18 protein-coding genes and 1 tRNA gene are annotated in these 19,883 nt (G+C 39.9%); 5 read left to right on the plus strand and 14 right to left on the minus strand.

All coding sequences use genetic code 11. The annotated features are described in order from the left end of the window. Positions 1-50: 50 nt before the first annotated feature. Entirely contained in the window at positions 51-1,361 is a 1,311-nt protein-coding gene (locus ACMUMK_RS00370; RefSeq protein ID WP_414699151.1) for a methyl-accepting chemotaxis protein, read from the minus strand. A 209-nt stretch (positions 1,362-1,570) separates the two neighbouring features. On the opposite strand from ACMUMK_RS00370, the gene prmA reads away from it, so the two are divergent. Then, positions 1,571-2,452: a 50S ribosomal protein L11 methyltransferase gene (gene prmA / locus ACMUMK_RS00375; RefSeq protein WP_414699152.1), complete on the plus strand. Its 882-nt coding sequence runs from the start codon at positions 1,571-1,573 to the stop codon at positions 2,450-2,452. 137 nt (positions 2,453-2,589) lie between these two features. Here the strand turns inward: prmA and ACMUMK_RS00380 are convergent. The 5 genes from ACMUMK_RS00380 to trxA all read right to left on the minus strand — a co-directional run bounded on the left by ACMUMK_RS00380 (position 2,590) and on the right by trxA (position 6,638). Then, a tRNA-Thr gene (locus ACMUMK_RS00380) sits at positions 2,590-2,665 on the minus strand. A 128-nt stretch (positions 2,666-2,793) separates the two neighbouring features. Beyond that, a complete protein-coding gene (locus ACMUMK_RS00385) occupies positions 2,794-3,942 on the minus strand; it encodes a 5-(carboxyamino)imidazole ribonucleotide synthase (protein ID WP_414699153.1) in 1,149 nt (382 codons plus the stop codon). 21 nt (positions 3,943-3,963) lie between these two features. Then, on the minus strand, positions 3,964-4,461 hold the full coding sequence (gene purE / locus ACMUMK_RS00390; RefSeq protein ID WP_414699154.1) for a 5-(carboxyamino)imidazole ribonucleotide mutase: 498 nt from the start codon (positions 4,459-4,461) through the stop codon (positions 3,964-3,966). Positions 4,462-4,742: 281 nt separating this feature from the next. Further along, positions 4,743-6,008 carry a transcription termination factor Rho gene (rho, locus tag ACMUMK_RS00395; protein WP_348113560.1) on the minus strand — a complete coding sequence of 422 codons (1,266 nt, stop codon included), beginning with the start codon at positions 6,006-6,008 and terminating at the stop codon, positions 4,743-4,745. Positions 6,009-6,311: 303 nt separating this feature from the next. Further along, positions 6,312-6,638: a thioredoxin TrxA gene (trxA, locus tag ACMUMK_RS00400; protein ID WP_348172449.1), complete on the minus strand. Its 327-nt coding sequence runs from the start codon at positions 6,636-6,638 to the stop codon at positions 6,312-6,314. Between the two features lie 104 nt (positions 6,639-6,742). On the opposite strand from trxA, the gene rhlB reads away from it, so the two are divergent. From rhlB to ACMUMK_RS00415, 3 genes are all read left to right on the plus strand, one after another. Beyond that, a complete protein-coding gene (gene rhlB / locus ACMUMK_RS00405; protein WP_414699155.1) occupies positions 6,743-8,005 on the plus strand; it encodes an ATP-dependent RNA helicase RhlB in 1,263 nt (420 codons plus the stop codon). Then, positions 8,002-9,519: a guanosine-5'-triphosphate,3'-diphosphate pyrophosphatase gene (locus ACMUMK_RS00410; protein ID WP_414699156.1), complete on the plus strand. Its 1,518-nt coding sequence runs from the start codon at positions 8,002-8,004 to the stop codon at positions 9,517-9,519. Before rhlB ends, ACMUMK_RS00410 begins: the two co-directional genes overlap by 4 nt. Before the next feature lie 86 nt (positions 9,520-9,605). After that, the gene (locus ACMUMK_RS00415; protein ID WP_414699157.1) at positions 9,606-11,483 is read left to right on the plus strand and encodes a diguanylate cyclase; all 1,878 of its coding nucleotides are present in this window, start codon (positions 9,606-9,608) and stop codon (positions 11,481-11,483) included. Positions 11,484-11,610: 127 nt separating this feature from the next. Here ACMUMK_RS00415 and hemB read toward each other — a convergent pair whose 3' ends face one another. The 7 genes from hemB to tatA are packed head-to-tail and all read right to left on the minus strand — an operon-like array spanning position 11,611 to position 17,106. Next, a complete protein-coding gene (gene hemB / locus ACMUMK_RS00420; protein ID WP_414699158.1) occupies positions 11,611-12,606 on the minus strand; it encodes a porphobilinogen synthase in 996 nt (331 codons plus the stop codon). A gap of 17 nt (positions 12,607-12,623) precedes the next feature. Continuing rightward, a complete protein-coding gene (locus tag ACMUMK_RS00425) occupies positions 12,624-14,507 on the minus strand; it encodes a diguanylate cyclase (protein WP_414699159.1) in 1,884 nt (627 codons plus the stop codon). Beyond that, entirely contained in the window at positions 14,497-15,309 is an 813-nt protein-coding gene (locus ACMUMK_RS00430; RefSeq protein WP_414699160.1) for a TatD family hydrolase, read from the minus strand. The genes ACMUMK_RS00425 and ACMUMK_RS00430 overlap by 11 nt, the downstream gene beginning before the upstream one ends. 3 nt (positions 15,310-15,312) lie before the next feature. Beyond that, entirely contained in the window at positions 15,313-15,810 is a 498-nt protein-coding gene (locus ACMUMK_RS00435) for a hypothetical protein (protein ID WP_414699161.1), read from the minus strand. After that, complete coding sequence (gene tatC / locus ACMUMK_RS00440) at positions 15,807-16,550, minus strand: twin-arginine translocase subunit TatC (protein WP_414699162.1); 744 nt, start codon at positions 16,548-16,550, stop codon at positions 15,807-15,809. Before tatC ends, ACMUMK_RS00435 begins: the two co-directional genes overlap by 4 nt. A 5-nt stretch (positions 16,551-16,555) precedes the next feature. After that, positions 16,556-16,855 carry a Sec-independent protein translocase protein TatB gene (gene tatB, locus ACMUMK_RS00445; protein ID WP_414699163.1) on the minus strand — a complete coding sequence of 100 codons (300 nt, stop codon included), beginning with the start codon at positions 16,853-16,855 and terminating at the stop codon, positions 16,556-16,558. Continuing rightward, complete coding sequence (tatA, locus tag ACMUMK_RS00450) at positions 16,855-17,106, minus strand: twin-arginine translocase TatA/TatE family subunit (protein ID WP_414699164.1); 252 nt, start codon at positions 17,104-17,106, stop codon at positions 16,855-16,857. Before tatA ends, tatB begins: the two co-directional genes overlap by 1 nt. Positions 17,107-17,366: 260 nt before the next feature. Here tatA and ACMUMK_RS00455 point away from each other — a divergent pair, with 260 nt between their 5' ends. Further along, positions 17,367-18,194, plus strand: a complete 828-nt coding sequence (locus tag ACMUMK_RS00455; protein WP_414699165.1) for a hypothetical protein — start codon at positions 17,367-17,369, stop codon at positions 18,192-18,194. A 57-nt stretch (positions 18,195-18,251) separates the two neighbouring features. On the opposite strand, the gene ubiB is transcribed toward ACMUMK_RS00455, so the two are convergent. Then, complete coding sequence (ubiB, locus tag ACMUMK_RS00460; protein ID WP_414699166.1) at positions 18,252-19,877, minus strand: ubiquinone biosynthesis regulatory protein kinase UbiB; 1,626 nt, start codon at positions 19,875-19,877, stop codon at positions 18,252-18,254. Positions 19,878-19,883: the final 6 nt, after the last annotated feature.

The raw sequence follows: 19,883 nt of genomic DNA on the forward strand, positions 1-19,883 counted from the left end.
ATGGGGCTTTATAGCCCCATTTTTATTGGTGATTATCAATACTCTCTCAATTAAGTACTTAATTGTGACTCTATTTCTTTGAGAATTTTTTTAGTATTACTGCTAATTTCATCGATTGCTGTGCCGGTTTGTTCTACTAACTCTATTCCTGACTTAGAGTTTTCAACTACAGTTTCCATCGATTTCACTGCATCTGACGCAAGTGCATTATTTTCTTTTACGACACCATCAATTTCAGCAGTTGATTTACTAGTGCGTGCTGCTAATTGGCGGACCTCATCGGCAACGACAGCAAAACCTCTGCCTTGTTCGCCTGCTCTAGCCGCTTCAATCGCTGCATTTAATGCTAGCAAATTAGTCTGGTCTGCAATCGCAGTAATTGTATTCACTATTTCACTAATTTGATCTGACTGATTGCTTAACGATTGTATACTTTGAGCAGCAGACTCTAGACCATCAGATACCTTTGACATTGCATGTATAGCATCATTTACGATGCCTAATCCCTTTTGAGATACACCATCAGTGTTCGTCAAAGACTCATAAGCCATTTGGGTGGAACTCGCAGAGGTTGTGACAGTGTCTGTTATGTTAGTTGCAAACTTAACAATCTTGAAAACTTTGTTGTCAGAATCGAACATGGGATTGTAGGTAGCCTGTAACCAGAGTGGTTGGTTATGTTTATCAACCCGCTCAAATTTTCCAGATAAAAATTGTCCTTGATTCAATTGAACCCACATGTCCTTGTACTGGCTAGAATTGGCGTATTCTTGGGTACAAAACATCCTATGGTGCTTTCCAATTAACTCTTGTTCGGTATATCCAGTTGAGGCTGAAAAGTTCTCATTACATCTTATGATTGTGCCGTCTAAGTTGAATTCTATTACAGCCATCGAGCGAGATACAGAGTTGGCCATGCTTTTTAACTCTCGCATAGAGGTGACAGTATCCGTTACATCAGAGGCAATTTTAACGACTTTTTCAATTTTTCCAGCGTCGTTAATTACAGGGCAGTAACTGGCCGCTAAGCATATGCTTTTTCCTGATTTGGTAATGCGCTCAAATTCGCCATTAAAAGCTTCTCCCTTTTCCAACCTTTGCCAGAATTCTCTATACTCATCAGAGTTGACCAGCCCTGGTTTACAAAACATTTTATGGTGCTTACCTATGATTTGATCTAGGGAATACTCCACAGTGTCGACAAAATTTTGATTTGCGGTAAGAATGTACCCGTCAGGTGTAAACTCTATCATCGCCATGGATGTGGAGAGGGCTTCAATCATAGAGTTCTGAGTACTTAATTCAGCTTCTTTTTGAAGTAATTTGTTTTCTAATTCTACTCTTTTCTTAGTTAACCACATGAGTTTCGGCTCCATATAACTTTATATTACATGTTAGCAGGCTCTGTACGGCATGCGTATTAAACTATAGTTGTATAAATATTGCACATTTTACTTACCGCTGAAAATCTCTATCAGTAGGTGTATTTAAATAAGCTTAATTGCTATTTACAATAGGTGAGTAGACTAATGGTATACTAAGCAGTAATTACATTTTAAAGATTTTTACTATGCCTTGGATCCAATTAAAAATAAACCATCAAGCAGAATTTGCCGAGCAAATAGGTGACATGCTTTCAGCTAATGGTGCTCAAGCAGTCACTTTTGTAGATGCTAAAGATACCCCTATGTACGAGCCTAAGCCGGGGGAAGTGCTACTTTGGCCTGACACGCAAGTTATCGGTCTTTATGATGCAGAGCATGACATGGCGACAGTTATAAAGCGGCTCGAAAAATCCAAAGTATTAGGAAAAGGTTTTAACCACAAGTTAGACCAATTAGAAGATAAAGATTGGGAAAGGGAATGGATGGAGAATTTTCATCCTATGCAGTTCGGTGAACGTTTATGGATATGCCCTAGCTGGCGTGATGTTCCAAATCCAAATGCAGTAAATGTAATGTTAGACCCAGGGCTAGCCTTTGGTACAGGTACTCACCCCACAACCAGCTTATGCTTAAAGTGGCTCGATAGTTTAGAGCTTTCAGAGTCTCTGGTGGTTGATTTTGGATGTGGCTCAGGGATCTTGGGTATTGCCGCATTAAAGTTAGGTGCTAAAAGGGTAGTAGGCATTGATATAGACCCTCAAGCACTGTTAGCTAGTCAAGATAACGCTAACCGCAATCAAGTTGGGGAACAGATAGAGCTTTACCTTCCTGAAAACCAACCCCAGCTTTTAGCTGATGTGGTACTTGCGAATATTCTAGCTGGGCCACTCAGAGAGCTTAGAGCAGTGATTACCGCCTACTGTAGGCCGGGTGGAAAGTTAGTACTGTCTGGTATTTTGGATAATCAAGCACAAGAAATTAACGACTTATACAGTCAGGATTTTGATATGGAGCCAATAGCTATAGATGGAGAGTGGGCAAGGGTTTCTGGTATTCGAAAGAAATAACTATTTATAACAGCAAAGTGTTCAGGGTTAATCTGAATGCTTGCAGCTGTTATTGCTAGGGGAGGGTGCTAATGCCTCTTCAGAAATCAGAGCTAACATAGTTCGGTAATTTGTATCGAAGATTTAGTGGGAGAAAATGGTGCCGACTACCGGAGTCGAACTGGTGACCTACTGATTACAAGTCAGTTGCTCTACCAACTGAGCTAAGTCGGCACTGTTTTCTTTACATAGTGACGCTACTTTAAGGTTGTTGGTATAACTGTAAATATACAGCTAAGCCCTAAAGCGAGCGCTATTCTATTCACAAATAGATTGATGTCAAATATTTACTGGTTTTAGTTTTATTTTGCCTGTAATTCAATCAATCTTTGGGCTTCATCTTTCAGCATTGGAAAATGTTCTTCCGGTACATACTTTGAAAGTGCCAGCATTGAGTGGCCAAGTCCTATGTAATCTTCGGCACATAGATTGAAATGTCCCATCTTTCTTTTTGCTCTAGGGGTTTTACCATACCAGTGCATGTGGCAACCAGATATGCTTAACATTTCTCTGGCGAAGTCTTTGCAGCCAATAATATTGATCATAGCTGTAGTAGACATGGTTTTAGTTGAGCCTAAAGGTAAGCCTTCTACCGCACGGATGTGATTTTCAAACTGACAGGTATCAGCACCATGCATGGTCCAATGTCCAGAGTTGTGAACTCTAGGGGCTATCTCGTTGACTAGCAGTTGCTCTCCAAGTTGAAAAAACTCAACTGCTAACACGCCCACATAATCAAGTGACTCTGCTAACTTATTAAAGATGGTTTGCGCTTGCTCTGTAAGCTCAAGGCTTACATGGGGAGCTGGCGCTACAGATACATGTAATTGCCCTTGATGATGTAAGTTTTCTGCTAGGGGGTAATAAGCTATGTCGCCGCTGGCATTTCTTACCGCTACTAAAGATAATTCGCGGTCAAACTTAAGCATTTTCTCAACCACTAAAGGCACTTTATTGAGATCTAATTTAGAAAGTTGTTCTTTCAACTCAGGGAGATCTGCCTTGTCGTGAAGACGCCATTGACCATAACCATCGTAGCCATCACGGCTAGCCTTGATTATTAACTTATCACCTAAGGTAGCTACGGCTGCATCTAGTTGCTCCACTTCCGTTACTATCTGGAAGGGGCAATTAGCCACATTTAACTTTTCTAAGAGCTTTTTTTCACGAACACGATCAGCCCCAGCTAAAATTGCTTCGATACTGGGTTTAAGCTTGCCGCTGCTGTGGACTAATTGCAGCAGGTCTTCAGGTATATGTTCAAACTCAACAGTAATGGCATCTACTTCTTCAATGAGCTTTTCAAGAGTATTATTGATAACTTGTTTGGTGACAGGGTCGACAATTTTATTATCAGCCACATCAACCGCTTGTACACTTATTCCAAGTGGGTAGGCTGAAAGAGCCATCATTCTAGCGAGTTGGCCTGAGCCAAGTACCAATATACTCATGGGGTTCTTCTCTAGGTTTGTTTATTTATCTGCAGGTAAAGTTAGCTCGTCTTGCGCTAAGACTGTAGAGGTTTGTTCCGCCCTAAACGTTTTCACTGCCTCTGCTACATCTTTGTCGTGCAAAGCGACTATTTGAGCGGCAAGTAAGCCCGCATTTGCAGCACCAGCTTCACCAATGGCTAATGTACCAACTGCAACACCCTTAGGCATTTGAACTATAGATAATAGTGAGTCAATACCGTTTAACTGGCTTGAACGAACAGGGACACCGAAGACGGGGAGGTGGGTGTGCGCTGCTATCATACCGGGTAGATGCGCTGCACCACCTGCGCCACCAATGATGACTGAAAATCCTTCATCAGCAGCTTGTTCAGCGAATTCTGTCAGCAAATTGGGTGTGCGGTGTGCAGAAACAACTTTTGCTGTGTAGTCCACTCCTAGCTTTTCTAACATTAAGGCTGCCTGCTGCATAGTAGGCCAGTCTGATTTTGAGCCCATAACTATGGCTACTTTTGACATAATTTTCTCACTTAACAGTTACTGTGTTGTATATACGGCCTCTAATTTCATAGTTAGCAGCCGACTAAAAGCTCAAATTCTTAGAAGCGGCATTGTACCGTATCACTAAGGCGTTAGAAACCTTACTGATATAAGGATTCAATTCTACTTTGATTGATTCTCTATAAACCATCGCTTGCAAGAATAGGTATTTTTATAAATTAGCAAACTCTGTACTTGGGCCATAAAAAAATCCGCTTGCAGTTACCTGAAGCGGATTCTTTATTATTACTTATTGGGTTTTAGCTTTTTTGTCTGCGCATTGCGGTAAAGAATTCATCATTAGTTTTGGTCATTGATAACTTACCAATTAAAAATTCCATTGCGTCAATTTCAGACATTTCATGTACAATTTTGCGTAATATCCACATTTTTTGTAACTCGTCTTGAGTCGTAAGTAACTCTTCACGGCGAGTACCAGAGCGGTTGTAATCAATAGCTGGGAATACACGTTTTTCAGCAATTTTCCGGTTCAGATGTAATTCCATATTACCTGTACCCTTAAACTCTTCGTAGATAACCTCATCCATTTTTGAGCCTGTATCAATTAGGGCTGTAGCGATTATGGTTAAGCTGCCGCCTTCTTCAATGTTACGAGCCGCACCAAAAAAGCGTTTAGGTTTGTGTAAAGCGTTGGCGTCTACACCACCTGTAAGTACCTTGCCTGAAGATGGAATAACAGTGTTATAGGCACGTGCTAAACGAGTAATAGAGTCTAATAAAATAACAACGTCTTTTTTGTGCTCTACCAAGCGCTTGGCCTTCTCGATTACCATTTCAGCAACTTGAACATGTCGGCTAGCAGGCTCATCAAAGGTAGATGCCACAACTTCACCACGTACTAGGCGTTGCATTTCGGTTACTTCTTCAGGGCGCTCGTCAATAAGTAATACCATTAACAAACATTCTGGATGATTAGCTGCAATAGATTGAGCGATGTTCTGAAGTAACAGTGTTTTACCTGCTTTAGGTGGAGCGACTATTAAGCCACGTTGGCCTCGGCCTATAGGTGACGCTAAGTCTAATACCCTGGCAGTTATGTCTTCGCTACTGCCATTACCACGTTCCATTGTTAAACGTTCGTTGGCATGTAAAGGGGTAAGGTTTTCGAATAATATTTTGTTGCGTGAGCTTTCTGGACGGTCGAAGTTAACTTCGTTAATTTTTAATAATGCAAAATACCGCTCGCTATCTTTGGGGGGGCGAATTTTCCCAGATATGGTGTCGCCGGTACGTAAATTAAAACGTCTAATTTGACTCGGTGATACATATATATCATCAGGTCCTGCCAAATATGAAGAATCATTTGAACGTAAGAATCCGAAGCCGTCTTGAAGTATCTCTAGTACTCCGTTTCCAAAAATATCTTCTCCGCTTTTTGCATGTGATTTAAGTATTGAGAAGATTATGTCTTGTTTGCGAGCACGAGCCATGTTTTCTAGCTTCATTTCTTCCGCTAGTTTTACAAGTTCACTGATCGGTTTATTCTTAAGTTCAGTTAAATTCATATTGGTGGGTCTTTATGATAACAGCTTGTTACAAGCTAATTGTGTTGAGTGAGTCAAAGGTTTTTACTTTATTACGTCTCTGATTTGAGCGAAGTCTTGGTCTGTTCAGCTGTGAACACTTCAAAAGTTAGCACCAAATTTTAACTTAGTCTAGCAAATTGTATGAATAATGACGTTTTAAATGGGTTTCTAGCGTAGATTTCACGGGGTAATTTCATGGTTCCGTGTTTATTCATACGTAGCAATAGAAAAAAGCTCAATATCAATTGAGCTTTTTAAATATATAGTGTTTCTGAGTAGACATTAAATATTGTCGTTTAAAAACTCTAAAAGTTGTGTCTTAGACAAAGCGCCTACTTTAGTGGCTGCTACACTACCGCCTTTAAAAAGCAATAGGGTAGGTATACCTCTGATGCCGTATTTAGGTGGCGTTTCGTTATTTTCATCGACATTCAGCTTGCCAACTGTTACTTTGCCGTCAAATTCATCAGCAATTTCATGCAGAATCGGCGCAATCATTTTACATGGGCCACACCATTCTGCCCAAAAATCAACTAATACAGGACCCGCAGCATTGATAACATCGGCCTCGAAACTATCGTCAGACAACTGGATAATTTTGTCGCTCATTTTTTTCTCCGTAATTTTTTTCTGTCGCTGTAATAAAAATCAGCGCGGTTATGATTGTTATATAGAAACTGGTTTTTAATGCAAGCAATGATAAGCTATAAGCTATGCAAACAACACATTTAACCGATACACATTTTTCAGACTTGCCGATTAATCCGCAGGTTATAAAAGCACTTTCTGCTGCTAACTTTAACCAATGTACCCCAATCCAAGCTTTGAGTTTACCTCCTTTACTTGAAGGTAACGATATCGCCGGTCAGGCGCAAACTGGAACAGGTAAAACCATTGCTTTCTTGGTTGCTACTTTTCACTACTTACTTTCTAACCCTAAAAACTCAAAGCGTCAGCCTCGGGCTATTATTATGGCACCTACTCGTGAGCTGGCTGTGCAAATTTTTAATGACGCAGAATTACTAAGTCAGCACACGGGTTTAACCCTAGGTCTCATTTATGGGGGTGAAGGTTACCAAAGTCAACGGGAAAAGCTTCAAGAAGGTGTTGATATTATCATTGGTACCACTGGCCGTATCATTGACTACTACAAACAGAACATTTTCTCTCTAGAAGGTATTCAGGTTGCGGTGCTAGATGAAGCAGACAGAATGTTCGATCTGGGCTTTATTAAAGACATTCGTTATTTGTTTAATAGAATGCCAAAACCAACTGACCGATTAAGCATGTTGTTCTCAGCTACTTTATCTTATCGAGTGCAAGAACTAGCTTATGAGCATATGGATAACCCAACCCATGTGCAAATAGAGCCTGAACGAAAAACTGCTGAGAGAGTAAAAGAAGAACTGTTTTATCCCTCTGATGAAGACAAACCCTACTTACTGTTAACTTTAATGGAAGAAGAATGGCCCGAAAAAGCCATAGTATTTGCGAATACTAAACATAGTTGTGAGCGAGTTGCTGATTGGTTAGAAGCTGATAATCATAGGGTAGGCCTGCTAAGCGGCGATGTTCCACAGAACAAGCGCTTAAAAATATTAGAAAACTTTACTTCTGGAAATATTGATATTTTAGTGGCAACAGACGTTGCGGCTAGAGGGTTACATATTTCCTCTGTTAGCCATGTTTTTAATTATGACTTACCTGATGATGCTGAAGATTACGTGCATCGTATTGGCCGTACTGGCCGAGCTGGCCAAAGTGGAAGCTCCATTAGTTTTGCTTGTGAAAAGTATTCTCTTAATTTGCCGGCAATTGAAGAGTATGTACAACACTCTATTCCTGTAACTGAATACAACCCAAATGATTTAATTAGGGACGTTGCGCCTCCTAAACCAAGATTTAAAAAACGTATGCAAAATGGCCGCAGCACTCAAAAAAGACATACAGGACCCAGAAATAAGCAGCATAGATGAACAATAACACTGAAGTCACCGCGCCATTTAAACAACCAGAACAATTATATGCAGCAGTCGATTTAGGGTCGAACAGCTTTCATATGGTAATTGTTCGCGTGTCGGCTGGAAGTGTTCAAATCATAGGTAAGGTAAAGCAAAAAGTACGTTTAGCTGCGGGATTAGATGAAAATATGCAGCTTGATCAAGACAGTTTAGATCGCGGCTGGAAATGCTTAGAAATGTTTGCCGAACGCCTGCAAGATATACCTTTATCAAATATTAAAGTGGTTGGAACTGCAACGTTAAGATTAGCCACTAATGCAGATGTATTTGTTAAAAAAGCACAAAAAATATTACACCATAAATTAGATGTAATTGACGGCAAAGAGGAAGCTAGGCAAATCTATTTGGGGGTTGCTTATACTTCTGCGAATCAAGGCAATACCTTAGTTATTGATATTGGTGGCGCAAGTACTGAAGTCATTGTTGGCAATGATATGACGCCAATTCACCTCGAAAGTCTCAATATGGGCTGCGTAACCTTCAAAGAGCGCTATTTTATTGGTGGCGAAATTACAGCGAGTAATTTTGAACAGGCAATTAGTGCCGCTAAACTAGAGTTAGCGCCAGTTAAAAATGACTTTATACATTTTAATTGGCTGCAATGCCTAGGGGCATCAGGCACACCTCAGGCCATTACTGAAATCTTGGTTACTCAGGGTATCAGTGACTCTATTCGTTTAGATTATTTATATAACTTACAACAGCAGTGTATAGACTGTGGCTCGCTTGATTTACTCAGTATCGAAGGGTTAACCGAGTCTAGAAGAGCGATTTTCCCTAGTGGTTTAGCAATATTAATTGCCTTGTTTGAAGAGCTCAGTATTCAGGAAATGCAAATTTCTGGAGGGGCACTTCGAGAAGGGCTTATTTATGGCATGTTGGATAACATGCAACAAAATGACCGCAGACTACAAACTCTAGAGCAAAATATTGAGCATTTTCATATTGAAGCAAATCACGCTGATAGAGTGAAAAACTTATCGATAAACCTTTTCAAACAAGTGCAACGTCAACTAGATATTGGAAGTATAGACTCTGAAGCAATATTGATAGCAGCCGCAATGTTGCATGAGATTGGCTTACACATAGACTATAAACAACATCATCTTCATGGCGCATATATATTGAGTTATTTGCCTATGATTGGATATACCAAGCAACAACAGTCTGGGGTAAAAGCCTTAGTTCAAAGTCATAGACAAGGTATAGATCTCAGCTTGTTTGATGCATATCATACTGATGTGCGTCATACTTTATTGATATTGCTTCGAATTTTGCGCTTAGCTTGTATATTATCTATCCGTAGAAAAGATAAGGTACTGGCAAAGTACAAACTGGAAGTCTCAGATGAGAAATGGGTGTTAACTTTCCCTGCAGGTTGGTTGAAGTCGCATCCTTTAATTGATGCTGAGTTGGCTAATGAAAAGTGGCAACAGCACAAAGTAGGTTGGGTATTAGAATGTCTTTGATCGTATATATAGGATACTTAATTTCCTTTTAGTTATTTTGTAGGTTTATCATTCTTTACTCTGCTACATAGGGATTTATAGCGTTTATGATTACACTGAGGTTAGAAGGTCAGAAGCTGCCCTCCAAAGTATTATCAGTTATTTTATTTCTAATAACGTTAGTTATTTTTATCGCTTTGACCCTCCATTTTGGTGTTGCACTAAAGCCCAGTCACCTGCTCGCCAAAGAAGGCGAAATTACCCTTCACAATCATTATTTTACCAATGAAACAAGCATTACACTCGGGGGGAAGTGGACTTTTTATGAAGGTCGCTTACTAGAGCCGAAAGATATCCCTTTGCAACTCCAAGCCCCTACTTTAATTGAAGGCTCTGGCGGTTGGTCTTTGCACGAAGTTAAAGGTAATACTGCAATTGGCTATGGTACATATTTCCTTAAGTTGACAGTGCCTAACAGTGATTTAGATTTAGCCATTAAAATTCCGAGAGTACAATCTGCTTATAAACTGTTTATTAATGACAAGCTTATGGCTAGTGGTGGAGTAGTAGCGACTCATATAGATGAAGGCAAGCCTGGATTTTATCCAACTATTGTAAATTTACCCAAAGGCTCAGAGCACCTAACTATCACAATACAAGTCTCAAACTTTCATGCATCTTGGGGAGGTCTGTGGGCTCCAATAGTTATCGGCGACGTTGAACGTCTATATGCGGAGCAACGAGATTTAGTTGCCTTAAGTATGTTTATTATTGGAGCGCTAGTCGTAACAACTGCATTTTATTTAATTCAGTATTATTTTAGGCCGAGTGAAAAAATATCATTAGCGTTTGTTTGCCTTTGTTTGATGTTCCTTGTGCGAGAGTTTACTGCCCAGCATATGCACTTTACTTTGCAACATTTCTCAATAGATTATGCCTTAGCACTTAAATTAAATTACCTGACATTTTATCTGGGGGTGATTAATGTCTTGTACTTTATGCATTTGTGTTTCCCCAATATATTTAGTCAAACAATATCTAGGCTTTTTTATGTTATTGGGATTGGCTTTTCTTTATTTGTGATTGTCAGCCCCACACGTTTTGTTGATTATTCGCTAACTGGATATCAAGTATTTTGCCTTATAGTCATTTTGTACATTATGACCAATATGGTGAAGGCAAATATAGCAAAACAACCTACCGCTAAGATGATGGCGTTTAGCTGCTTTATTTTGGCAACTTTTGCTATCAATGACATGCTCTACACCAATGGTGTAATTGATACGGGTAACTTTTTTAGCATAGGGATTGTGGGCTTTATCATATGTCAGAGTTATATCATTATTCGTCGCTTCAGCAATATTTTGACAAGTAATGAGACCTTATCGAAGGAGCTACAGCAAAGTAACTCTGAGTTAAAAGCTCTGGGCGCAGAGTTAGAGCAAAAAGTTCAGTTGCGTACCAAAGAGTTAGAACTTGCCAATATAGAATTAAATAAACTCGCTCGTTTCGACAAACTAACCGGCTTACTAAATCGATATGGGGTACAAGATTATTTAGAGCAAGCCTTTGATAATGTGCAAAGAAGCAGTGAGTCTAGTTGCGTTATTTTGTACGACTTCGACAACTTTAAGTATATAAACGACTCTTATGGACATGATCTAGGTGATTTAGTTTTAGTTATGGGATCTAAAACAATAAAAAACCAGATTAGAAAACAAGATAAGTTGGCCAGGTGGGGCGGCGAGGAGTTCTTAGTTTTGTTACCTAAAACTGATCTGGCAGGTGCATTGCAAATCGCTGAGAAACTCAGGCTTGCCATCGAACATATGAAGGTAAATGAAGGTGGAACTGATGTGCCAGTGACCATTACCGGTGGCGTTGCAGAGCTTCGAAAAGAAGACACCTTCGAATCCTTATTTAAACGCGCCGATAATGCCTTGTACAAAGGTAAACACTTAGGGCGAAACTGTATTCAAAGTTAACAAACCTTTTTTACGAGGGCTATTTAGTTACTGGGTAATCTAATGTTGCGCGCTGCATATAAGCTTCAAAAGTATATTTAGTATGCAGCGCCATGTTCAACCTTATTGCAGGATATAAAGCTGTTTTTTAACTTCGCAACAGTTGCGCCGCTTGCTTCGCAAAATAAGTTAGAATCCCATCTGCTCCAGCTCGTTTAAAGGCGAGTAATGATTCAAGAATAACTTGTTCTTCATTGAGCCACCCATTTGCAAACGCAGCTTTATGCATGGCGTATTCACCACTCACTTGATAGGCAAAGGTGGGTACTTTGAATTCATCTTTACAGCGTCTTACTATGTCTAAATAAGGCATGCCGGGCTTAACCATAACCATGTCAGCCCCTTCCTGTAAATCCAGCGCAATTTCTCTTAATGCTTCGTCTGAATTTGCAGGATCCATTTGGTAGCTTTTCTTGTCGCCACCTTTGATGTTGCCAGCAGAGCCAACAGCATCTCTAAAGGGCCCGTAGTAACTAGAAGCGTATTTTGCTGAATAAGCCATGATACAAGTATTGATAAAACCTTGCTCTTCAAGTGCACGTCGAATTTCACCAATGCGTCCGTCCATCATGTCTGAAGGTGCCACAATATCAGCCCCTGCTTCTGCATGTGATAAGGCTTGTTTCACTAGTACCTCTATGGTTTCGTCATTGAGTACGTACCCAGACTCATCTATCAAGCCATCTTGGCCATGAGACGTGAAGGGATCCAATGCGACATCAGTGATTATGGCGATATCAGGTACAGCCGCTTTTAAGGCTCTAACAGCTCGTTGTGCTAGCCCTTGAGGGTTAAAAGCTTCGCTGGCACATAGTGATTTTGCGTCTAGTGGTGTAACGGGAAATAAAGCTATTCCTCGAATACCAAGGTCGTGAAGCTCTTTTGCTTCCGCGACTAATAAATCTATAGACATGCGCTCAACCCCAGGCATCGAGGGGACAGTTTCTTTTTGATTTTCACCCTCTAAAACGAACATTGGGTATATTAGATCATTTGTTGAAAGTTGGTTCTCGGCGACTAACTGGCGAGTTGACGATTGCTTGCGAAGTCGACGCATGCGGCTTTGAGGGAATTGTTCAAACATATTTGTTCCTATGTAAATTAAGGTAAATAGCTGCCTAATGTTTGATTACGGCCAGCATTTTTAGCCTTGTATAATTGTTCATCTGCTATTGCCAGAATACTATTTTCATCCATTGATACTTGTGCTTTTGCAGTACCTATACCGGCACTGACTGTGACCTTTACACTGGTTTCATTTAGTAAAATATCTGTCCGTGATATATCAATACGAATTTTTTCAATTAACGCTAATGCCCCTTCTAAATCAGTATTAGGCAGTATCATTGCAAACTCTTCACCGCCATACCTACATACTGTATCACTGGGCCTTTTTAGGGCGGCTTTTAATATAGTAGCCACAGCCTTTATACATTCGTCACCCATTAAATGCCCGTGTATGTCATTAACTTGCTTAAAGTGATCTATATCTACCATAACGATAGACAGATAAGTTTGCTCACGCTTGCTTCTACGAAGCTCTGCTAGGTATTTTTTGTCGAAGTAACTGCGATTTCTAATACCCGTAAGTGCATCTAAAGTGTTCTTTTTCTCAAGTTCTTGGTTTTTCTCTGAGAGTTCTCTTAAGGTGATTTCTAGTTCTAACGTTCGCTCTTGTACTTTGTACTCAAGCTCTTCGGTAGCCGACTTTTGTTGCTCTAATACTTGCTGCTCTGTACTGCGGTTTTGTCGCTCTATATCTAAAAGTTGAGCTTGCCTACTAAGTTCGGCCTGTTTCTGTTTGTTGTAGCTAATAATTAAAATAAGCGCTAAAAATATTGTTTCAAGCGTTGCCCCTAACATCAAAAAGTGAGCTGGAGATAAACTAAAGTTCACCACGTTTGCACTGTCCAAGCCAACAGCTAAGCCAATAAGGTACAGTACAAACCAACTAAGCGTGTAATAGTGGGCAACGGTAGAGCCTTTTTTCCAGAGCCATATACCTGTAAACAATACTATTACGCCACTTATTAATGTCATTGATAAAAACACACTAATAAATATGGGCATAGGTATGAAAAAGCTAAGCGCCGCACCTAAAATTACTATTAATGCAATGGCCCTAAGTATTTTACTTAGCCATGGGCTGTATTTTTTTACGCTGAGTAATTGATCACAAAATACAGTTGAAAAGCACACTAAACATGACGCAAAAATAACTGCCGCATATTGCTGAAAAATAGGAGAGTTGTACCAGATATATCTGAAGGTTAACCCGTGTAGAGTAGTGATAGTTAGCACTACACTGACAACACAGCCTGTGTAAATTAAAAATGATAAGGTTTTAGTGGCAATAAAATAAAATAAACTACACAACCCCATAGTCAATAACAAGCCAATAAACACACCCATTACTAGGGTATTTTGAGTTTCATGGTTTAAATAAGCGTCATTTGGCCAAAGGTAGATGGGTAAGCGTGAGGCTCCAGTAGACTTGGCGCTAATGTACACGTCTATTGGCTCTGAGGACTCAGGAATAGGGAATATAAATTTTTCATGTAAAACGGGCCGTTGCTTGAATAAATGGCCGTCACCCGTGTTTGAGTGGCTTATTATTTCATTTTTTTGAATAAACCAAAGATTTACATCATTCAGCAAAGGGTTATCAATTTCTAATAGCCAATTTTTGCTAGGCTCTAAATTTTTTGTTGTAAATTTTAACCAATGTATATTGTCTGAAAATGCAGGGGAATAAATACCAGAATCACTGAGTTGCCAATTTTGGGGAGGGAGCTTAAGTATATTCTCAATCTTGGCTTGGTGTGTTGCGTCAACATAATAGGAAAAATTAGTGACTTGAGCTTGGTTTCTGCCATGATTGTTGATTAGGCCACTAGCGCCAATGAATATCAGTATGCAACAAATAGCAGCAGCTAAAATAGCGAGGTTGTTAGATAGCATTGTAACTATCTTGTTAGTACTCACTTTCTATACCTGCCTCTATTTTAGGGAACAATTTGCAGGTGTTGTAATAGCTAGCTTGTTGCAACTCCTGTTGTTCGATTTCCATCAAGTTAGCTAATTCTGCTGCAATATACGGTAAATAGGCTGGCTCATTATTCCCTTTATCTAGTTTGCGATTATTTGCTAGCCCCTTTGGACGAAGGTATGGCGCATCGGTTTCTAATAGTAGGTTTTTCAAAGGGAGGGACGGTATCGCTTCTCTTAGTGCCTGCCCTCGTTTGGGATCACAAAACCATCCTGTTATACCTATATATAAATCTAAGTCTAGGTATGCAGCCATTTGCTCTGAACTACCTGTAAAACAATGAGCAACGCCACCTACTAAGCCAGTACGATATTGCTTCAATAGTTTTATTTGCTCGTCAAAGGCATCTCGTTCATGCAAAAAAACAGGGAGTTTTAAGTCGCAGGCAAGCTGTAACTGTTGCTCAAATGCATAGAGTTGTTCAGTAGGCGTTGAAAAGTTTCGATTAAAGTCTAAGCCGCATTCTCCAATCGCTACCACCTCAGGATGAGCAGTTAAGGCCCTTAGTTCTGTTGTTGTCTGTTCGGTATATTCTTTTGCGTGGTGTGGGTGCACGCCAGCGGTACAATAAAGGGTGTTCTGGTACTGTGTGCTAATTGTACGGGCTTCTTTACTACTTTCTAAAGAGGAGCCTGTAACAATCATTTTACTAACACTAGCGTTAATAGCTCGTTCGATGACAGCGGTTCTTTCTAGCCTTTTATCAGTTAGGTTAACGCCAATATCGACTAAGCTCATAGGTTATTTGACTCGAGTAACTCTGATACGTTTATTGCTATTCGCTTTACTTAGATAAAATGAGTTAAGAAGGCCACGTTTAACTAATACTTTGTCTCCTTGCTTTGCACGAAAACGATCGCTATCTGTTTGTTTCCATACCTGTCCATTTTCAAACGTGAAAATAAGCTTTTTGTGAGCATCTTTTTGGATAGTCGCGATAGTGGCAAGGATTGTTTCAGCAAGCTCTCCCAAGTTTTTCTTATGTTCTAAACCAAAATCACTTTCACTGAACTTTGCCACTTCTTGTTTAGGTTTTTCAGGCTCTGAGTGTGTTGCGAGTTTGTCAGAGCTTGGTGCTGGATAAGGCGGTAAAGTTTGACTGGCCTTATCAAAACACTGCAGTCTTGCTAGTGAATTTTCAACTTGCTTACATTCTTGTAGAGCATTGATTAAGTCACTACTTGAAGCTGTAAAGCTTACCAAAAATAGCGTCGCTGCAAATGGTGTTAACCACTTCATATTTGTTCCTCTGGCGTGTCTTCTTTGTTTTTACGTGTGTAAATGCTGCCTACAATTACGCCACACTCAAATAATATCCACATTGGGATAGCTAGTAGTGTTTGTGAAATGATATCTGGCGGAGTAAGTAGCATGCCAAGTACAAATACTCCCACAATGACATAAGGGCGTTTTTCTCTAAGTGAGTCTGGTGTAGTCATGCCAGTCCAACACATTAACACTATGGCTATGGGAATTTCGAATGATAAACCAAATGCAAAAAATATCTTTAACACAAAGTTTAAGTAGCTACTTATATCAGTATTATTGACTATGCCTTCGGGGATAACACTGGTAAAAAAAGCAAAGGCCAAGGGAAAAACAACGTAGTAAGCAAAGGCCATCCCTAAATAAAAAAGCAAGGTGCTAGAGAAGAGCAATGGTGCAATTAATCGCTTTTCATTTTTATAAAGCCCAGGAGCAATAAAGCCCCAAATTTGATAAAGCACCATAGGTATGGCGATAAAAAAAGATAACACCATGGTGAGCTTAAAGGGGGCAAAAAACGAAGAAGCAACATCGGTTGCTATCATTTGCGCGTTATCTGGCAAGGCTTCTTGTAAGGGAGTCGCAATCCATAAATATAGATCTTGAGCGAAATATACTAGGCATAAAAATACAAAGAATACGCTTAAAAATGCTTTTAATACGCGGCTTCTAAGCTCAATTAGGTGGGTAACCAAGCTATTTGGGTCGGCCATTCTTATTACTCTTTAGAATAGGGTTTTTGTACGGATTTTGCGGCGTCGCGTAATTCGTTGACAGATTCTTGTAACTCCGGAGATAGGTTTTCTAAATTTTGCTCTTCAGCTTTTTTTAGGTTTTCGTGGAGTTCATGAATTTTAAATTGTTGTTCAACTTCTTGACGAAAGCCATTGGCCATACCTTTAATGCCGCGAACTGTTTTTAAAGTAGAGCGTATGGCACCAGGTAACCTTTCAGGACCTAACACCACTAGCGCAATTACAGCAATAAAGAGTATTTCAAAAAAGCCAATATCAAACATTAATTGTGCTCTTTTTGTTCACTTTTTGTTTGTTTTACTGTGTTGTCAGCTGACTCGCTTGTTTTGTTCTCTACTTTTTCGTTAGCAACAAAGTCAGCGTCTTTTTCTTTATCGTCGTCACTCATTGCTTTCTTAAAGCCTTTAAGTGCTGAACCTAAATCGCCACCCATGCCACGTAATTTCTTTGTGCCAAATAACAAAATAACGATTACTAAGATGATCCCCAACTGCATGGGACTAATACCAAACATAAATAGACTCCTTAAGACTTATCTCACCCTATTATACGTAGCTAAATGAAAAGGTCACTGGATTTGATAGCACAAAATCCTTGTTTGGTCATTTATGCAATAAATGGTTACACTAAATATCAACTTTGAAGTCACATGGTGTACATCTTTTATTGAGAAAATGTGTGATTAAAAAAAATATTTGTGTCCTTTGTTTGGCCTTAATCTGTTGCAAAGTCAGTGCCCAAGAGCAGGATCTTGATTATCCTTGGCTAGATACAATGCATCGGAACATTGCATCTTCAGTAAACGATAGTGTCTTATGGTTTGATAATTTTTTTGCCTTAGAAGATTTTGATACTAACGAAAAAGCGAATGGCGAAGCCCGAATAAGGCTTGGGTGGGAGCCTAGAAGTAGAGACTTCAGTGAAGTAAGCCCAAGATTCAAATTAAGAGTAAAGTTACCCAACCTGAAAAATCGCGTAGATGTAGTTTTATCTGACTATGATGATGAGTCTCCTGACGATAATTTATTAAGTGACAGGAATGACAACATTCGAGAAAGGCACAGAGTAAGTCTGGCTTTACGTTGGCAGCGAACCCCAGGTAGCGGTTTATCCCACAGAATCGGCATTGGTAGGCGGCTACAACCCTTTGCAAAAAGCAGTTACCGAAATGCGCTCTCATTATCAGATAAAACAAGTTTGCGGTGGGAAACATCGGCTTATTTATATAGCCGTGATGGTTTAGGGGCGGACTTTTCGTGGCAGCTTGGCTACAAAGCCACGGCTAAGTCTATGTTTAGGTTTAATAATCATTACTATTTTAGAGACAGAACCAATGACTGGCGCTGGCTACATAGCTTACAAAAGTTAACGCAATTTAGTGAGCATAATGCCCTTATTACCGGTTTTTACGTTGAAGGGTTTAGTCGCCCTAATTATCGAGTAGAAGAATACCTAGTCAGTATGCGGTGGCGAAAAAACACCTTAAGAACTTGGCTATTTTATGAGGTAGAGCCATTTATATTATGGCGCAGAGATGAGCACTTTTCGGCGTCTTATGGCTTGGCATTAAGAGTTGAAGGTTTCTTTGGCCAGTCTAACTAAGTATAAATACATTTGCAGTTAGCAGCACTGCTGACTGCATTGTGATCTAGCACTAAATTACTTGCTACGCCACGCCATAGCCCAACTAGCCAGCCCTATTACTGCGCACACAGCACTTGGCCACCATGGCTGTAAATAAATGGGTAGCAATGAGGCAACCAAAATAAAGGTTGCACCCATCATCATCAATTGTGAGCTGGTATGCTGACGTTTAGCTGCCAGTTGTTGCCGCTCAAATTCTTGTCTTTGCTGCTCTGGTAGGGTTTTGATTTGCTTTAACGAATCGTAAATCAAGTCTGGCATTTCTGGCATTTTTTCAGACCAAAAAGGCAAATTGGTAGATATTTTTTGATACATGGCTTTGATGCCAATTTGCTCTTTCATCCAGTTTTCTAAAAATGGCTTAGCTGTTTGCCAAAGATCTAATTGTGGATAAAGCTGACGCCCAAGACCTTCTATGTATAACAAAGTTTTTTGTAATAAAACCAGTTGCGGCTGAATGATCATATTGAAGCGACGGGCAGTGTTGAACAGTTGCAACAACACATTACTAAATTCGATTTCAGCCAATGGCTTTTGGAAAATAGGCTCACACACTTTACGGATAGAGGCTTCAAAATCGTCAATGTCGGTATCTGATGGAACCCAGCCAGAGTCTACGTGTAGCTGAGCTACTTTGCGGTAATTACGATTGAAAAAGGCGATGAAGTTTTCGGCTAAGTAACGTTTGTCTTCACTATTTAGTGTCCCCACTATTCCAAAATCTATCGTGATATATTGAGGATCGTCAGGATTAACAGTAGATACAAAAATATTGCCCGGATGCATATCTGCATGGAAAAAGCTATCGCGAAAAACCTGAGTGAAAAATACCTCAACACCCCGTTCAGCTAGGCGTTTCATATTAGTGTTACGGGCTCTAAGCTGCTCAATGTCAGAGATAGGCGTGCCGTAAATACGTTCCATAACCATGACACTTTTACGGCTATAGTCTCCGTAAATAGTAGGTACATACAGGGCAGGTGAGTTTTCAAAGTTTACCTTAAACTGAATGCCGTTAGCGGCTTCGTGCATTAAGTCTAGCTCGTCAATTATGGTACGCTCGTACTCTGCAATCACCTCTACTGGGCGTAAGCGCTTACCATCAGGTAATAACTTCTGAAGAACCGCTGCAGCCGTTTGCATTAGCTCAATATCAGACTGGATAAGAGACTTTATGTTAGGTCGAATAACCTTAACGACTACATCTTTGTCGCCATCTTTGAGTCTAGCTGCATGGACTTGTGCAATAGATGCTGATGCTAAAGGCTTACTCTCGAAAGAACTGAATATTTCGCTAACATCTTTAATGCCTAAAGATTGGCAAATAATGTTTTGGGCTATGTCACTATCGAAGGGCTGAACTTGATCTTGTAAAATTGTTAATTCGTTGGCTATGTCATCGGCTAGTAAGTCTTTGCGGGTAGATAACATTTGCCCAAATTTAATGAAAACTGGCCCAAGGGTTTGTAACGCAAGACGAACTCTAACCCCTTGTGATTTGTCAGGGTGTTTGTTGCGTAGCCAAAATAGACACGCTCTTCCTAATTTTGCATACCAAGGTAGCCATTTGCGAGGGATTAACTCATCTAAGCCATGCTCTAACATGACCTTGTTAATTTGGTAAAAGCGTAAAATTCTCACCTTGGG

Origin of the sequence: Paraglaciecola sp. 2405UD69-4 (genome assembly GCF_047525415.1) — a bacterium.
Taxonomy (GTDB): domain Bacteria; phylum Pseudomonadota; class Gammaproteobacteria; order Enterobacterales; family Alteromonadaceae; genus Paraglaciecola.

What these genes read in the sequence shown, in the direction of transcription:
- ACMUMK_RS00370 (WP_414699151.1), bottom strand. Translation starts at nt 1,361, where the DNA reads ATGTGGTTAACTAAGAAAAGAGTAGAATTAGAAAACAAATTACTTCAA.
- prmA (WP_414699152.1), top strand. Translation starts at nt 1,571, where the DNA reads ATGCCTTGGATCCAATTAAAAATAAACCATCAAGCAGAATTTGCCGAG.
- ACMUMK_RS00385 (WP_414699153.1), bottom strand. Translation starts at nt 3,942, where the DNA reads ATGAGTATATTGGTACTTGGCTCAGGCCAACTCGCTAGAATGATGGCT.
- purE (WP_414699154.1), bottom strand. Translation starts at nt 4,461, where the DNA reads ATGTCAAAAGTAGCCATAGTTATGGGCTCAAAATCAGACTGGCCTACT.
- rho (WP_348113560.1), bottom strand. Translation starts at nt 6,008, where the DNA reads ATGAATTTAACTGAACTTAAGAATAAACCGATCAGTGAACTTGTAAAA.
- trxA (WP_348172449.1), bottom strand. Translation starts at nt 6,638, where the DNA reads ATGAGCGACAAAATTATCCAGTTGTCTGACGATAGTTTCGAGGCCGAT.
- rhlB (WP_414699155.1), top strand. Translation starts at nt 6,743, where the DNA reads ATGCAAACAACACATTTAACCGATACACATTTTTCAGACTTGCCGATT.
- ACMUMK_RS00410 (WP_414699156.1), top strand. Translation starts at nt 8,002, where the DNA reads ATGAACAATAACACTGAAGTCACCGCGCCATTTAAACAACCAGAACAA.
- ACMUMK_RS00415 (WP_414699157.1), top strand. Translation starts at nt 9,606, where the DNA reads ATGATTACACTGAGGTTAGAAGGTCAGAAGCTGCCCTCCAAAGTATTA.
- hemB (WP_414699158.1), bottom strand. Translation starts at nt 12,606, where the DNA reads ATGTTTGAACAATTCCCTCAAAGCCGCATGCGTCGACTTCGCAAGCAA.
- ACMUMK_RS00430 (WP_414699160.1), bottom strand. Translation starts at nt 15,309, where the DNA reads ATGAGCTTAGTCGATATTGGCGTTAACCTAACTGATAAAAGGCTAGAA.
- ACMUMK_RS00435 (WP_414699161.1), bottom strand. Translation starts at nt 15,810, where the DNA reads ATGAAGTGGTTAACACCATTTGCAGCGACGCTATTTTTGGTAAGCTTT.
- tatC (WP_414699162.1), bottom strand. Translation starts at nt 16,550, where the DNA reads ATGGCCGACCCAAATAGCTTGGTTACCCACCTAATTGAGCTTAGAAGC.
- tatB (WP_414699163.1), bottom strand. Translation starts at nt 16,855, where the DNA reads ATGTTTGATATTGGCTTTTTTGAAATACTCTTTATTGCTGTAATTGCG.
- tatA (WP_414699164.1), bottom strand. Translation starts at nt 17,106, where the DNA reads ATGTTTGGTATTAGTCCCATGCAGTTGGGGATCATCTTAGTAATCGTT.
- ACMUMK_RS00455 (WP_414699165.1), top strand. Translation starts at nt 17,367, where the DNA reads ATGCATCGGAACATTGCATCTTCAGTAAACGATAGTGTCTTATGGTTT.